Raw genomic sequence first — 15405 nt, forward strand, 5'->3', positions numbered from 1 at the left:
AATACTTTTGGAAATTTTCCGGCGGATTTAAATTAAAAGGTCTATTAAAACGCTTTGCAAATATCCAAAATTTAATTGATTTAGATGAAGAAAATATTTCAAAATTAAATTTCGATCAATTTGATCTAAGAGGCACTTTCTAATATCTAAAATCTCAGGAGATAATGACTTGTTGGAAAAACTATGTATATACAATTCAAAATACTGGTCTTAAGTTAAAGTATCCTGGTTCTAAAATATTTATATTTAGAAAGGGTAACGATCTCGGTTTAAATGAATGGGTAAGTAGAGATGATATAGTTGGAATCAAAAACATTATATCCTCTATCACGAAAGCATTGCTTCTAATCTAATAGGATTAACAAAAATTGGTGGTAAGTAGAAAACAAAATAGGTTTAAGTAATGCTTCTTGTAGATGGGCTCTCATGTCAGTAATACCTATGGTAGGATCATCAATAAGTAATACGATTTTAGGACAATATTTTTCAATGAATTCAGATTTATTTTCTATAGATTTAAAGGTGGATTAAAATTAACTAGGGATGGTTGGTTAATGGAAGCGCCACCAAATATTATAATATCATTTCCACCTAAGTCAACTATAGAGATTAATGGAAGTGAACTATTTTCCTTAGTTGACGGATTAGCAAATATTAAAATTGAACACCTATTTATTGATGATATTTCTAAAATAGAAATTGGAAATAAGCATTACTCAAAAGCATTTAATTTATTTAAAAATATTTCTATAAAAAATGAAATTGAGAATTTCAATCTAACTAAACTTAACCTTAATAAAGAAATTTATAAATACTCTGGAGCATATATTAGTGGTCGGATTGATAAACTACCAAAACCGTTTAAATTTTTCAATAATAAAGGTGAGATTTCATTATGTACAAATTCGGAACAATTACTATTAGGTAAAAATAAAATCAATTACTATTGCGCCCCATATTCTAGAGAATTTAGGGATAAAGAATTAGAACCGATAAATACTTCTAAGCTAGTCCGTCCAATTGATTTGTTTGTAGAATATTTATCTATTCGAAAAACCGGAGGATGGAAGGTGTTGTCGATGGTCTTAGATGGTGTTTCGCGGTGATGAAAATATTCTTTTAAAGGCATATAAAGTTAGGGGGATTCTATCTCAGCTGGGATTTGCTGAATTTAATAAATTCAAGACACAAATCAATATACCTGGTCCAATTCGCCTTTAACAGCAGCATTACTACCCGTCTAAAGATAACGTTGTGTTTATTACAGGAGGAAGAACTCGAAAAAAAATTAAAAAATTACAGAGTAATTCTATAAATGAAATTGTTTTAAAATATCTATACCTTTAGATGAGCTAGTCCCAACATCGATATATATAATCACAGAAAATTTTAATATTCTTGAAAAATATCTAGTAAAACACAAGATCCATTTTTTCTTTGGAGAAGATTACACAGCATTTGATTTATTAAGAATTACTCCTTCGATTCCAGAGGAGATTAATGCTATACAAGAATTAGATGAGGAGAGTCTTCCTAGTATTTCATCCTGGAATGTTAGGGGGTGGGATGTCAAACATCATAATTGGAAATTAGGATATAGCTCAAGGTTATTTCTAATATTCTAATGATTATGGTGTAACAAAATGTTATACAAAGCTAGCAAATAAAAAATATATAAAGGTTGATCGTGATCTTGGGAAAATATTTATTGCCGCATAAGTAACGCTAATATAATTAATTACTCTAATTATAAATTAAAAATACATACAGCTATACATTACCTCCGTTATATGAACGAGTACTTTGTTTTGTGTTTAGGGAGTGTACCAGAACCGATGGGGCGATATAGAACATATGAAAATATCCCTCAAGAAATCGCATTATCGGTATCACATAAATTAGGTTTCAATCTTAATCTTTAAAAAGAGGTGGATAAAAATGGATGATATTTTAGGGGATATTTAATAGGATGAGGAACATGTATATCCGTTATATGGATAGTCCGTTTGCCCTTGGTGATGATAAACTTGCCGCCGAAAGAAATGAACTGCTAAGAGCAGAAGGTATAATCTATCAATACCCATATATTGAGGCAATGCCCCCATTTAAGAGTTCAAATATGACCTTAAGAGATGTTTGTAATAATGAAGAATGGCCAGACGATTTGCTGATTTTGCAGCAAAGGGATTATTTGGCGATGAATTTCCGCTCCATTTACACCAATATCAAGCTTTTAAGAATGTATTAATAAATCAAAAAAATATAGTCGTTACTTCTGGTACAGGTTCAGGTAAAACAGAGAGTTTTTTAATTCCTCTTATTGCAAACATTTTGAAAGAGTCTGAGAACTGGACACCACCAAAACCAAAGGAGGAGAGTTGGTGGAATACAGAAAATAAATGGAAGGCAGTGAGATCTAATGAAACTAGAAAAGCAGCGGTTCGTGGATTAATCTTATATCCTTTAAATGCCCTTGTCGAAGATCAATTAGGTCGTCTAAGAAAAGCATTAGATAGTGATTTAGCTAGAAACTGGCTTAAGAGTTATCGGAATGGAAATAAACTATATTTTGGGAGGTATACTGGAAAAACACCAATTCCAGGTAAAACAACTGATAATAATAAACAAAGAAAGCTAAAGGGGATAATGCAGGGGTTAGAACATAACCAAGCTCAATTAAGAGATTATTATCATAACCTTATTACGTCCTTGACAAATAATTTGTGTGATGAGACCAAAAAGAAAATTAAATTCGAATTACAAAATGAAAAAGAGAATGAATTTCTATTTGATGATAATTTATCTGATCAGCAAATTAACACATTACAACTTAAATTACAAGGGAAATTAGATGAAAAATTAACATTTCTTAGTCAGGTTGATGGAAGTGAGTTAGTTTCACGATGGGATATGCAAGAATACCCACCAGATATCTTGATAACAAATTTTAGTATGCTCAATATTATTCTTACTCGACAAATTGAACAGAAGATGTTTGAAACTACTAAGGAATGGTTAGCCGAAGATAAATCAAATTCTTTTTACTTAATATTAGATGAATTACATGCTTATAGAGGCACATCTGGAACAGAAGTAGCCTATGTTATCCGAACCTTATTAGATCGCCTTGGACTAACGCCAGATAGTAAACAACTAAGAGTTTTAGCAACGAGTGCATCTTTAGATGAAGGTGGGAAACATTTTTTAGAGGACTTTTTCGGAATACCTATAGATAGATTTGAAATTATTACTGGAGAACGGGAAGGTCAAATTATTTATAACGAGAGTAATGAATTTAAAGATAAGAAAGATTCCTTTATTGGTTTTTATCATGAGATTAAAAATAAATGCATAAGAGAAGAAGAAGCCATTAAAAATTTTTGTCAATCTTTAAATAGTATTTACGACCCTTCTTCCCCTTTAGACTCATTATATTATGTACTAGAAAAATCAGGAGTACTTAACGCATTTATCAGGCAATGTGAAAAACCACGTTCGTTAAAAGACTTATCAATCGAGCTATTCAATGAAAGTTTAGATATGTCTGCAATAGGTGGTTTATTGCATGGCATTGTTACAGCACGGAGGAAGGGGCAAGTTGTGTTACCGTTAAGAGCCCATTTGTTTTTCCGCAACTTTCAAGGATTATGGGCTTGCTCCAATCCTAAATGTTCTGAAGTAAAGGAAGAATATAATTATGAAGGAAGGCGTGTTGGAAAGCTTTATCACCAACCACAAGTTCAATGTTCTTGTGGTTCTAAAATTTTGGATTTTTACTATTGTCAGAATTGTGGTGATCCATTTCTGGGAGGATACAAAATAGCTTCAAATCATCCAGATGAAGAAAATGGGGGGCATTTTATTTAAGTGCTGATTTTCCGGATCTTGAAGCTTTGCCGGATAAATTACCAAGTTCAAAAAGATATAAAGAATATGCAGTCTATTGGCCGTCAGATCAAATTAATCCTGAGTCACAGGAATGGCAGAAGTCAATTGAAAGAAATAATGGGAACAAAGGTAAAATGAAGTTTATATGGCAAGCAGCAAGATTGGATAATTACTCTGCTAAAATTCAAATAGATGGTCTTGAATCGACAGGCTATTGGTTCACAATTCAACATAATAATGAAAATTATAAAGAGATAGTAGCTAATAAAATGCCGGCATTTCCTATACAGTGTCCAAATTGTGCAGATAATCAGGAAATCACATTCCAGGTGAACCTATTGAAAGTTCAAAGAAGAGCCGTTCGCCTATTCGGGGACAAAAACTGGTTTTGATATGATTGCCCAAGTAATGTTAGATGCTCTTCTCAGAGAATTACCCGATGGAGAGAAACCTAAGGTAGTTTTGTTTTCGGATAGTAGACAAGATGCTGCAAAACTATCAGTAAATATTGAGTTAAATCATTATCGACATTTACTAAGGTATATTATAGTTAAAACTATTCGTGAACAAAATAAGCCAATCAGGGCATTTATTAGTAGTATAAATGGTAAAACAAATGACACTGATGAACTTAAATTAGCTAAAGACTTTCGGAAGAATAATTATAGAACTGCTAGAGATATTGAAGATTATTATCATCATAGTGATGATTTACCAATTGAAGAAAAAACTAGGATTCAAAAGTATATTATTGCAGCATTAGAACCACCTAAACTTGAATTTTTATGGGATGAATTAATTAGAAATCTATTAAAACTAGGCATAAATCCTGGTGGACCTGAAAATTCGTTATATAGCTATAAACCTCTCCTGATCAAGAAGAAAAGTGGACAAACTTAATTTCTTGGGAGAATGAATATTATCCTAAACTGTCAACAAATACAGAATCACAGCGAGACTTATATAGTAGAATCGAAAATAAACTTAAGGAAAACATTATTGTTAATGTCCTTTTTTCACAAAAGAAACGTGATCTTGAGTCACTAGTTATTGCAAACATGACGGTTGATATTAATTACCCTATAGAAGAATGGCTTGGAAAAGAAGTAAGATTTTGGAGACAACTTATTGATAGTAGTATAAGAATTCTAGGTATCACTAAAAGATATGAAGGTAGATCACGAAAATATGAAATTGTAAATGCCCCAAGGGACTTAAAAAAGTATTGGAAAGCTGTAGCAAAATTACATAAACTAAGCGAAAAAGAAATTGAAAACAGAATGGAACGAATTTTTGAAGGGTTAACAGGTGTAAATGGATACTTAATTAAACCAAATGAATTATATTTTATATTGCCTAATGAAAAAGTTTTTGTATGTAGTAAATGTAACAGAATTCATTTGCATCCAAGTAATCATGTGTGTACAGATTGCTATTCGAGATTAGAAGAACAGGAAATGATAGAATATACAGAATACGATTATTATCGTTATTTGGCAGAAGATAAAAAATCAGAGAGAAGATTCCATTGTGAGGAAATGACAGGACAAACTGACAGTGAGGAAGCTTCACGTAGACAGCAACTTTTTCAAGGGATATTTAACAATGAAGACATACCAATTGTTGAAGAAATTGATATTCTTAGCGTAACTACAACAATGGAAGCAGGAGTAGATATTGGTTCTTTAAGGTTAGTTGCGATGTCAAACATGCCTCCTCAACGCTTTAATTATCAACAAAGAGTTGGGCGTTGTGGAAGAAGAGGAACTGCATTATCAGTTAGCTTAACGTTATGCAGGGGTAGAAGTCATGACGATTGGTATTTTGATAATTTAGATAAGATGACTGGGGATCCGCCACCACAACCATATATTGATTTGAAATCTGAAAAGATATTTAAAAGAGTTTTAGTAAAAGAGGTGTTATTTTATGCATTTAAGAGTACTGGTTTAACTGAGCAACAAATCAAGGGAGAAAGTGTTCATGGGAATTTTGGACTTAAATTAGAATGGGGAGAGTATAAAGATACGATTGAAAGATATTTATCTTCAAGAGAAGGGGTTCAACAAACTAATAATGTAATACAAACTCTTAAATACGGTACAAAACTATCAGAACAGGAACTATCTAGGATTAAAGAATATGTTGTAAATGGACAATTAATAAAAGATATAACCGAAATAGCATCTGATGCAAGATATTCTCAAAATGTATTAAGTGAAAATTTAGCAACGGCAGGGTTACTTCCAATGTTTGGATTTCCTACAAGAGTTAGATTACTCCATCACGGTTTTAGAACTGAGAATACAAAACCTCACGCATTAGATAAAGATACAGTAGACAGAGATTTGGAAATTGCTATAAATGAATATTCTCCTGGATCTGAACTTGTTAAAGATAAATCTATTCACAAGTCTGTTGGAATAGCTCACTACTGGGTATCTGGTAATCGAGTTATTGCTGAGCGGAATCCCCTAGGGAAAGTTAGAGAGGTAGCGTATTGCAAAAATTGTTATATATTATATGATCAGGAAAGTGTTTTACCTGATTGTTGCGACTCTTGTGGCGAACCATTGTCTAATCAATCGAACTGTACATTTAGGAAAATACCTATTTCTGAACCTCAAGGATTTAGAACAGATTGGATAAAAAGAGATTTTCGGGAATCATTTGAATGGGTATCAAGAAGTACTGTAGCCAAACTTGCTCAAGATTACAAAAGCCTACCTAACAAAGAGTTTCGTGGAAATACTGAATATTGGCTCCAGGAAGGAAATGTATATTTAATTAATGATAATAATGGAAGTAATTTTAAGTTCATTAAAGCAAGAAACGATTTCATGGTTGGATTGAAGAGAGTAAAGTAGGTGAAGAGGGATTTAACCCATCTATTACTGACCAAAAAATAGAGGTTGCTCTTGCATCCATTAAGAATACGGAACTTCTAATTTTAAGTCCTGCTAAATTACCACTAGGAGTAACATTTAATCCAAGTAATTTAGGAGTAAGATCAGGGTTAATTTCTTTTGGTTATTTATTTAGGAGAGTTGCGACTTCACTATTAGATGTGGATGCAGGCGAACTACAAATTGGTATCCGTCCCGTAATTAAGGAAGAGAATAATATCAAGTCCTTAATTGGTCAACTATTTATTGGAGATACATTAATAAATGGAGCTGGATATTCAAAATTTATCTCTGAAGATAAAAATTTAAGTTTAATTTTTAATGATTTACTTGGTTCGTACCAGTATATACCTAAACTTAAAAATCATCATTGTGATACTTCATGTTATGAATGTTTACGAACTTACGAAAACATGGGATATCACAGTTTACTTAATTGGCGACTTGGCTTAGATGTAGCACAACTATTAGTTAAACAAAATTTCACACCACTAATAGATGAAAAATGGAAAGATTAAGTAAAAAAGGTTTAATGAACTTATCCTATTCATTAGGTCTTGATACTACTTTGTTAGATGAAAGTACTTGGTTTTCAGGAGTACCTACATTAAGAATACCTGAAGCCGATTCAGCTCTCTTGTTTGGGCATCCATTGTGGGAAAATAATAGGGAAGACTATTTAACGAGCAACTTAGTGATGCTACTGCAGAGGCTGAAATGACAATGGGCAACCCACCTATCCACTTTGATTTATTTGATTTAATTCATCGCCCGAGCTGGGTAGTTATGAAAGTTTATGAAAGGCTTATGGGATGAGAGTATTTGATTGGCCTGTACCACAGAGGTTAGAATATCTAACCCCATCCACTTTTTCAGTATTTAAGAACTGTCCATTAAGAGGTTATTTAAGTCGAGACTTCACATTTCAAAAGCTTATATATCTTAGTCCGAAAGCTCAACTTGGTTTAGTTTGTCATGAAATAATTGAATTGGTAAATAGGGGGAATTTTGACAATCTATCTTATAGTGATGTGATAGAGGAAATAAAAAAGTTATATAAAGAAAAATGCCAAAAAGTCTTTTTACTGAATCAAGAATCTATATCCCACACTTGCTGCCACCCCAGAAGAATGGCCAGGATATAATATTCGCCTAGCAAGATTAAAGGTTCTGGTATTAAAAATATGTAATGCTAGGAATACATTTTTAATTCAGAAAAAAGAAGTGAACGGCATTTTGTAGAAGCGAGTTTTACTAGTAATAATGGAAAACTAAAAGGAAAGCCAGATAGAGTATGGATCAAAAACAAGGAGATAATTATTGAGGATTATAAATCCGGTAGCATTTATGATGATGAAGAAAAACTACACTCTTCAATATTAGAACAAATGTATTTGTATGCCTATTTATGTTCAGAAGGATTAAGTGTAGAGTCTATTAAAATTAGAGTAATTCCACTAAATAAAGAGATATTTGAAGAAGAAATTGGTTTGGATGAAATTCAATATGTAGCTCAAACTGCTTTTGATATAGTAGATAATATAAATAATATTATAGATAATATTACTGACTTAAAAAAATCGTATAATGATTTGGCAAGTCCAGACGAAAAAAATTGCTTATTTTGTTCATTTAAATTTAAATGTGAGAGGTATTGGGAAGTTAATCATTTTTTTGGAAACTCGTTTAATATACGAGGTAAAGTTGAGTCGATTGAAAAAAATCCTCAGTATGCTGTTATTAGAATTATGTCTACGGTTTCCATAGAAAAAATAAATTTATTAGTAAAGCATTTCAAAAAAAATGTTTGTGAGTTAATTGGTAAAGAAGTAACTATTTGCGATTTAAAAAGGAATAATAGTTCGGGGATCCCAGAATCAACACCAAGAACACAGATTTGGGTTAACGATTAATTAAATCTCTAGAATTGTTATTTTACTCTTACTGAATAAAGTTATAAATTAGTGGTAATTTGTACTTATGATCTTATTTAAAAGACAACATATTTATTCAGTAAGCAAGCTGGAAATATTCAGCTTGCTTTTGTGTTGCGCCTAGTTTGTTCTTTCTATAGGGGAAGCTCGAGCAATGATAAACACGTAACAGTCTGCTTAATTCAAGGGTTTATTCATACATCTCTCTTATTTTAATGAACAAAAAGGTGATTGTAAGTATTAAAATTACGTGGATAAGCTCAATTTTACTATCGTAGCAGCTTAATGTAGATTGATATCAATTCTAATATTGTCACCAGTGTTGTTCTCATAATCTTAAAAAAGCATATTAATAACCTATCTACATAATTTCTTAAGAATAAAGTATTTATTATTATTTTAAAAGAGGGATAGGTGGTTAAATGTTGGAGTTAAATTGCCCGTTATGTCAGAAAAGAATGATTTTAGAACATGTTAATAAGTATACGGAAGATGGTGTTCAAAAGAAAGATTTACATTTTGACTGTAGTGATTGTATGATCAATTTAATAGTAACTCAATCTAGCGAAATTGTGCCTAAAGCTTTAGTCAAATGTCCAAATGAATTGAATAATGAGCAACTCAGATGTCCATTTTGTAATTTAGACCTACAAATAATTAACTATGATGTATATGATGAGAAAGAAGGTTCCTACTTTGAAGAACGCGACTGTATAAGTTGTTCCGTACAGTTAACTAAAATCATTATGCCTTAAAGCCAGACCACTTTGAGATTGTACAAGTATATTCGGCTTCGAGGAGGCGGATGGTGGAATGGATTGTTGAAGAGGTTTTTGACCACCCTTGGGATGTAATCGTTACCGAATATGATGTAGTGTACTTTTTAATATCTATTTAGATGTGATTAAGGTACCTTTTCAATATAACTCATAAAATTTTTGTTATTTAATTATTTTATTTCGCCTCACTTGTATAACTTAAAAGTGAGGCATTTTTGTCCATGTTTAAAATTTTATACTAATTACAATAACTACTAGATATAATAGATATTGAGAATGTTTCGAAAGAAAATTAGCAAAAATTCCTTAAGAGGAGGTAATTCAAATGCAAGGAATACTAACTGAAATGTTAATAGACAAATATAAAAAAGGGGAAATATCTTTAAGAAATTTACTTCAAGAATTAACAAATTTAAATGAATTTCGAGAGAGTAGACTATATGATTCCTTATGCCTAATTGACACTCGAAGAATCCTTGATTTGCCTGATGAACTAGCAAGTTTAATGGTTGATATTGCGTTAGTTGATAAACCCAAATCAGTTATTGATATAAACTGTTCAACAGGGAAACTATTAAACTTTTTTCCTAGTGAAACCTTGTTTAAGGGCTATAATTTATTGGCAGACGAAATAAGTATTGGTAGACTAATTTATCCTAATCTTAATCTTTTCAATGAAAACCCTATACATAAAAATTTTTCTGAAAAGTTTGATTGTGTTATTTCATGTCTTCCAAGGGAGGACAAATTCATTATGAAGGATTTGAAACAAAATACATCTCTTGTTTACCTTAAAAGGCAATGTCAATTTTGAAGACGAAGGCAAATTAGTTATTTTAATAAGTAATGCTTTTTTATCAGCGCCTTCTATTTGTCAATTGTATAGAGACCACCTTCTTACTAATTATAATTTAGAGATGGTCATGTCCTTGGATACCGGTAACTTTAGAGGGCATTTAAGAGATATGGCACTCCTTGTGATTAAGAAAAGTACTCCATCAGATAAGATTTTAATGCCTAGTTTTACGAGTAATTATCAAGAGATAAAACAAATGTATTTTGAAAAAAACGGTTTTTCAGTGAGTAGTGAAAGATTAAAAGGTTCGAGATGGGATCCTCATTTCTATAATCCTCGATTTGAAAAAATAAATAAAAAACTTAAAAATAAGGAAGTCAAAAAACTAGAAGAAATAGCGATTGTATTATCAGGAGTAATGATTCCAAGTGATGTAGGGATAGAAACAGGTAAATATTTAATTATAAAGCCATCCCATATTCAAAAGAACGAGTTACATCTCTTTACCGAAAATAAATATTTAGATGCATGTAGCCAACGGGATAGTGAAAGGATTTTAAAGCCAGGAGATATGATTACACCACTAGTGAATAATTCTGGTGAGTTTTATATTTATAGGGAGTCAGATCCACCTGCAATTGCAAATCATAACATCGCCATAATCAGATCCAATGACAATGAATATATTAAAAGCTATTTAAATACGAAAGATGGCAACACCCTTTTTAGCTTACAGGTAGACAGAAAGAGCAGAAGATTGCAAAATACAAGAATATTAACTATTCGTGATATTAAAAATATCCGAATCCCACTATTGCCCATAGAGAATCTTAACAAAGTCAGTGACAAAGGAATTGAGAATGCAACACAAACAGAACTAATAGAACTAAAAGAGAAATTAGCCATTCTGACGGATAAATATAAACAGGAAAAAAGCAGGAACCGAGAAAGCAACCAGTTAGAAGATCTTGCAAACAACCGGTATGAAAAAATTCTTCTAGAACTAAGAAAAATGAATCAAGCAGTGGTTGAGGTGAATGAACAAGTCCAATATTTGATTAATATAGTTAGCAACATAGAGAATGATATTCAACAAATAAAGCAAGAAGGTAAAGGTGATCTAGAGACTATTCAAAGCATGATAAAAAATATTGATAATAACGTAAATAAAATAACATTAGAAACCTTTGATAGATATGTTGAAAAAACAAAGGAATGGCTTGTTCCAAATTGGGATAAACTTCACGAATTAAGTAAGCGAATGTTACCATCAGCGGATATGTTATTTGATAATATTAATCGATCAGAAACAGCGGACCCATCTCCATATATACTACAATATTGTAGGAGCCTTGAAAATGAATTACGAATCAAGATTTTTGTTGCTTATTTGCATGATTTACAGTTACGAAAGTCAATATTAAAAAACAATTCTCATGGGATCTGGAACTAAATGTTAGTGGAAGACCGTACTCAAGAAATAGTTCTTCGTACGATTTTGCTGTTAAAATGCAAGAGCTTTTAGAAAAAGATGAAAACCAATGGTATTTCGAATTAGGAAATATGTCAATTTTTCTTAGAAAGATAACTGGAAATACAGTAAGAAGAAGTCCCATTCTTCAAGATTTTAAAGAGTTTATATTAAATTATTTTGATGAAAACTTTGTAGATATAGAGTTGTTCGAAAAAATTATGAAGTTACAAGAGAGTATCGAAATAGAGCTGCACATCCAAATGTGATACCAATCCAAGAAGCTATTGAAGGAAAGGAGATTATAAAAGCATTAATCATAAGATTACTAAAGGATTATAAAGGAATATGATAAACTCATTTTCCTTTTAGTGGGCATAGAATTAGGCCTTTTTATAACAGGGTGAAATAAGGTTAGTTCAAAAAATTTTTAAAGGATTGATAAGTATGCTGAAAAGTAAATATTTAATATCAGATTACTGGAAAAATAAAATTGCTGAGAATTTTGACATGTGTTCAAGATTGTTTGAGAATATACCGATTAATAAGGAGACAATTATTATTAGACCAGTCATTTTAAACCCTTATAGTAAACAATTAGAAAAAATTGGTAATCTATCCAAACGTATATAGTGTAACGCTTCCAGGGGACTGGCACTCCTCGAAAAATCTTGTTTCACACTTATGTTTCACAAACGCAATAAAACCAACAGTGTAACTGTTTTACAAGAGGCGGTTTATAAATCGGCTCTTATTTTTTTCTGGAAAGTATTGAACCCATGATCAGATTATCTTACCTTCGTCGTGATCCAAAGGTTCATTGTGCAATTAGCCACTACCTATACAACCAATGCCTCACATTTATCTTATGCTCAGCAATAATTCTCCGACTCTCCACCGCCAACATTCCAACCACTGTCCCGTAGTAATATTGAATAAAGCTAGTGTTGATTTTGTTATGTTTCCACTGGTAAACCAACGCCTTAAAAGCCTTAATGATCGTCGGTAGGAATCGTTCGATAGGGTCGACTAACCTTTGACTTCGATAAGCTATCAATGCTCGATCCCATAACTGGCAAATATCCTTTGCTCGATCATAGAATGGTTTGACGACTTTGACAAAGCTTTCTGGAACATAGTTTGGGACGTATGTATAGTCTAAATCTTCTAGTGTTATAGGACGAAGATCTTTTATTCTTTTTGTTTTTGTTTCAAAAGAATTAGTTTCAGTAGGACTATTCTCGCGTTGAACTGTTGGAACAGTAGAGGTTGGTGTTTGTTCACGCTCTGTCAATTTTTCCGTTAGCGCTCCGTCAAAACGGTGAAAGATATAGACGCTATGAGAGAAGCCCCCTTTTTCGCGTGTTGTATGGTGAATCGAGAGGATGCCTAATTGTTTAGCTTTACGTAACATTCTCTCAAAAGTAGAGCGGGAGATCCCGCCCTTTTTGTCCTGTGTTGCTTCGACCAATTTACAGATGCGAGCATTGCAAATGCCGATTATTTTGACACTAAAACGAGTCAGCTGCGAAAAGGCTAGAAGTTCACTTTTTGTAAAGTTCGTTTTGAATTTTTCTACTACATGTTTGATCATATTGTTGAACTCTTGAAGAGAGTTAAATTGACTTAAATGAGCGAATTGGTTAATGTGGCCTGATTTCATGGAGATGTTCCTTTCTCGGCTAACGTGGAATTAGTAATGGATAAGTTCAGGGGTACTACGTGGCATGCAGAAGGTTTTTTCGTTCGAAAAGTGAGTAAAGCGGATGATGCATTGAGCAGTTCTGTACATTTGTTTTCGATTGTATAGTAAGAGACAGGAAGCTTTAATTGTTGTTCGTTTTTGAAGGTAATCAACGTACAATTTTGTTGAAAGGGTGTAATAGAATGGACATGATCGTGGAAGATCCAGGAGCATTCAAATTGCGTAGGCGAAAAGGTAGGAAACGCGTAAATGTGTTCAGTTGGATGAATCGGGATTGGTACTTTGTGTTTGGCTCCAGTAAGATAGGTAACAGCTGCTCGTCTTCCTTCATATGTGGATCCGCCCTTTAAGCAAGCTGCTTTGATGATCTGAAACGGCGTTTTTCGAATGTGAAGCTTACGATCTGTTTCAATGGCGATGGTATGATAGTCTGGATGTGCGACTGAGAGGAGGGCCAGTGTATCTTTGTTTACACTATAGTTTGCTAGGATTACATTATTCAATTTTTAAACACTCCTTAATGATGGTTTGGAAAGTAGCGATAATGATTGAATTTCGTATGCTAGAAAGAAGGAGATACAGGAGACAGGAGTAATATTACTCCTGTTCTTTGAGGTGTTTTTTAATGTCTGGTAGGACTTCATTTTCAAATTTGAGCCAGTATTCAGAAGGGTAAGTGTCTAATGAAACAGCAATTAATAGTAATACATCATTTGAAAAATTACGTTTTCCTAACTCAAGATCACTTATGTATTGCTGGGTAAGACCAACTTCAGACGCTAGCTTATCCTGTGACCAACCTTTCTTATCTCTACTAACTTTAATATATTTACCTAACTCGGAAGTCCAGACTAATCTTGGTTTCAATTATTTTTCATTCCTTTTACTAACATTATGAAAATAACTGAAACAAAACTTACAAACTATAGTATGTAACTACTTGTTTTATGAATAATAGGTGAAAGTTTTATAGTTTTTTGTAATGTTCTGCCGAAAAAACATGAATTTACGAGAATTTATAACTAAAGTTGAGGAGCGAAAAAAAAAGTAACTGTCCAAGCCCTTTATAAGGAGGAGGTAGTTACCTTTTTCATTTTCATTATGCTTTCAACTTCACTCTTCGGCTTCTGGGAATCCCGCAGTGCCAGCGAAGACGGTCTTCAGAGCCCCTAAATTATTCTTTTTTCTTTTTCGCAACAAAGACTGCGAGCCATAATCTCTCCAGATACAGTCAACGTCACAGAAACCAGATTGTCTAAGATAGCTTAAGTAGTTTTCAAGGGATTCGCAGTTTTTTCCTTTTGCAGATTGTTTCCTCTGATCATTTTGTATAAATTCATTGACCGAATTTGAATTTATATCTATCTCTGGAATGTTTAACTTTAATCTCGCTCTTTTTGCTCCAATCAAAGTTTCTATCTTAGGGGTAGATCCCCTAAGATAGTCGGCGAAAACAAAGGTTCCGCCAGGGTGTAAAACAGCATTAACTTCCGAAATAATTGCCGTTTATCCTTAGCGAAGTGAAGTGCCATTGAACTAGTGACTGCATCAAATTTTTTATTCCCATTCTCAAAAGTCCAAGAAACGCTAGTAAAGTCAAAGATTTGAAATTAATTCTTGATTTAGTAGAGGAAATAAGTTCCCGCGCAATTTCTAACATAGCTTCTGACCCATCAGTCACTAAGATTTCATTAAAATAATTATCGTTTAAAAGTAGTTTTGAAAATATTCCAGTTCCTGCGCCAAGTTCTAACAATGATCCTCCTTGAGGAGTTAGATCCTTCAAAGCACTGAGAGCTACTTTTAACATAACTTCTTTACGCAAGGGGTCAAACCCTTTCTTTTCATTGTAATCTTTTGCTGTTTGATTATTGTTAAATGCATTAATGCTCAGCGAATTATCTTTAACCATAATTACAACTCCAT

The 15405-nt window shown here is 32.6% G+C and carries 16 protein-coding genes; 12 read left to right on the top strand and 4 right to left on the bottom strand.

Annotated features, from left to right (window positions below):
* The first annotated feature begins 554 nt into the window (after positions 1–554).
* From H1D32_RS24600 to H1D32_RS24655, 12 genes are all read left to right on the top strand, one after another.
* The gene (locus H1D32_RS24600; RefSeq protein ID WP_261180804.1) at positions 555–1106 is read left to right on the top strand and encodes a hypothetical protein; all 552 of its coding nucleotides are present in this window, start codon (positions 555–557) and stop codon (positions 1104–1106) included.
* 863 nt (positions 1107–1969) lie between these two features.
* Positions 1970–2248, top strand: coding sequence for a hypothetical protein (locus H1D32_RS24605; protein WP_261180805.1), 279 nt, complete (start codon positions 1970–1972; stop codon positions 2246–2248).
* Entirely contained in the window at positions 2152–3867 is a 1716-nt protein-coding gene (locus tag H1D32_RS24610) for a DEAD/DEAH box helicase (protein ID WP_261180806.1), read from the top strand. The genes H1D32_RS24605 and H1D32_RS24610 overlap by 97 nt, the downstream gene beginning before the upstream one ends.
* 26 nt (positions 3868–3893) lie before the next feature.
* Entirely contained in the window at positions 3894–4280 is a 387-nt protein-coding gene (locus tag H1D32_RS24615; protein ID WP_261180807.1) for a hypothetical protein, read from the top strand.
* 1 nt (position 4281) lies between these two features.
* Positions 4282–4788 (top strand): hypothetical protein, encoded by a 507-nt coding sequence (locus tag H1D32_RS24620; RefSeq protein ID WP_261180808.1) that lies wholly within the window; start codon positions 4282–4284, stop codon positions 4786–4788.
* Positions 4789–4946: 158 nt separating this feature from the next.
* Positions 4947–6755, top strand: coding sequence for a helicase C-terminal domain-containing protein (locus H1D32_RS24625; protein WP_261180809.1), 1809 nt, complete (start codon positions 4947–4949; stop codon positions 6753–6755).
* Between the two features lie 200 nt (positions 6756–6955).
* A complete protein-coding gene (locus H1D32_RS24630; protein WP_261180810.1) occupies positions 6956–7312 on the top strand; it encodes a hypothetical protein in 357 nt (118 codons plus the stop codon).
* Positions 7300–7515 (top strand): hypothetical protein, encoded by a 216-nt coding sequence (locus H1D32_RS24635; RefSeq protein WP_261180811.1) that lies wholly within the window; start codon positions 7300–7302, stop codon positions 7513–7515. Before H1D32_RS24630 ends, H1D32_RS24635 begins: the two co-directional genes overlap by 13 nt.
* A gap of 481 nt (positions 7516–7996) precedes the next feature.
* Positions 7997–8707, top strand: a complete 711-nt coding sequence (locus H1D32_RS24640) for a PD-(D/E)XK nuclease family protein (RefSeq protein WP_261180840.1) — start codon at positions 7997–7999, stop codon at positions 8705–8707.
* 443 nt (positions 8708–9150) lie between these two features.
* Positions 9151–9483, top strand: coding sequence for a hypothetical protein (locus H1D32_RS24645; protein WP_261180813.1), 333 nt, complete (start codon positions 9151–9153; stop codon positions 9481–9483).
* 349 nt (positions 9484–9832) lie between these two features.
* Positions 9833–10321 carry a hypothetical protein gene (locus tag H1D32_RS24650; RefSeq protein ID WP_261180814.1) on the top strand — a complete coding sequence of 163 codons (489 nt, stop codon included), beginning with the start codon at positions 9833–9835 and terminating at the stop codon, positions 10319–10321.
* A 115-nt stretch (positions 10322–10436) separates the two neighbouring features.
* Positions 10437–11756 carry a restriction endonuclease subunit S gene (locus H1D32_RS24655; protein ID WP_261180815.1) on the top strand — a complete coding sequence of 440 codons (1320 nt, stop codon included), beginning with the start codon at positions 10437–10439 and terminating at the stop codon, positions 11754–11756.
* Positions 11757–12609: 853 nt separating this feature from the next.
* On the opposite strand, the gene H1D32_RS24660 is transcribed toward H1D32_RS24655, so the two are convergent.
* The 4 genes from H1D32_RS24660 to H1D32_RS24675 all read right to left on the bottom strand — a co-directional run bounded on the left by H1D32_RS24660 (position 12610) and on the right by H1D32_RS24675 (position 15391).
* Complete coding sequence (locus H1D32_RS24660; RefSeq protein WP_261180816.1) at positions 12610–13368, bottom strand: hypothetical protein; 759 nt, start codon at positions 13366–13368, stop codon at positions 12610–12612.
* A 65-nt stretch (positions 13369–13433) separates the two neighbouring features.
* A complete protein-coding gene (locus H1D32_RS24665; protein ID WP_261180817.1) occupies positions 13434–13982 on the bottom strand; it encodes a competence protein ComK in 549 nt (182 codons plus the stop codon).
* Positions 13983–14076: 94 nt separating this feature from the next.
* Positions 14077–14346 (bottom strand): helix-turn-helix domain-containing protein, encoded by a 270-nt coding sequence (locus H1D32_RS24670; RefSeq protein WP_261180818.1) that lies wholly within the window; start codon positions 14344–14346, stop codon positions 14077–14079.
* A gap of 616 nt (positions 14347–14962) precedes the next feature.
* Entirely contained in the window at positions 14963–15391 is a 429-nt protein-coding gene (locus H1D32_RS24675; protein WP_261180819.1) for a class I SAM-dependent methyltransferase, read from the bottom strand.
* Positions 15392–15405: the final 14 nt, after the last annotated feature.

The sequence above is a fragment of the Anaerobacillus sp. CMMVII genome (assembly GCF_025377685.1).
Classification (GTDB): domain Bacteria; phylum Bacillota; class Bacilli; order Bacillales; family Anaerobacillaceae; genus Anaerobacillus.

Coding starts and splice junctions, on each gene's coding strand:
- H1D32_RS24600 (WP_261180804.1), top strand. CDS start 555: ATGGAAGCGCCACCAAATATTATAATATCATTTCCACCTAAGTCAACT.
- H1D32_RS24605 (WP_261180805.1), top strand. CDS start 1,970: ATGAGGAACATGTATATCCGTTATATGGATAGTCCGTTTGCCCTTGGT.
- H1D32_RS24610 (WP_261180806.1), top strand. CDS start 2,152: ATGGCCAGACGATTTGCTGATTTTGCAGCAAAGGGATTATTTGGCGAT.
- H1D32_RS24620 (WP_261180808.1), top strand. CDS start 4,282: ATGATTGCCCAAGTAATGTTAGATGCTCTTCTCAGAGAATTACCCGAT.
- H1D32_RS24625 (WP_261180809.1), top strand. CDS start 4,947: ATGACGGTTGATATTAATTACCCTATAGAAGAATGGCTTGGAAAAGAA.
- H1D32_RS24635 (WP_261180811.1), top strand. CDS start 7,300: ATGGAAAGATTAAGTAAAAAAGGTTTAATGAACTTATCCTATTCATTA.
- H1D32_RS24645 (WP_261180813.1), top strand. CDS start 9,151: ATGTTGGAGTTAAATTGCCCGTTATGTCAGAAAAGAATGATTTTAGAA.
- H1D32_RS24650 (WP_261180814.1), top strand. CDS start 9,833: ATGCAAGGAATACTAACTGAAATGTTAATAGACAAATATAAAAAAGGG.
- H1D32_RS24660 (WP_261180816.1), bottom strand. CDS start 13,368: ATGATCAAACATGTAGTAGAAAAATTCAAAACGAACTTTACAAAAAGT.
- H1D32_RS24675 (WP_261180819.1), bottom strand. CDS start 15,391: ATGGTTAAAGATAATTCGCTGAGCATTAATGCATTTAACAATAATCAA.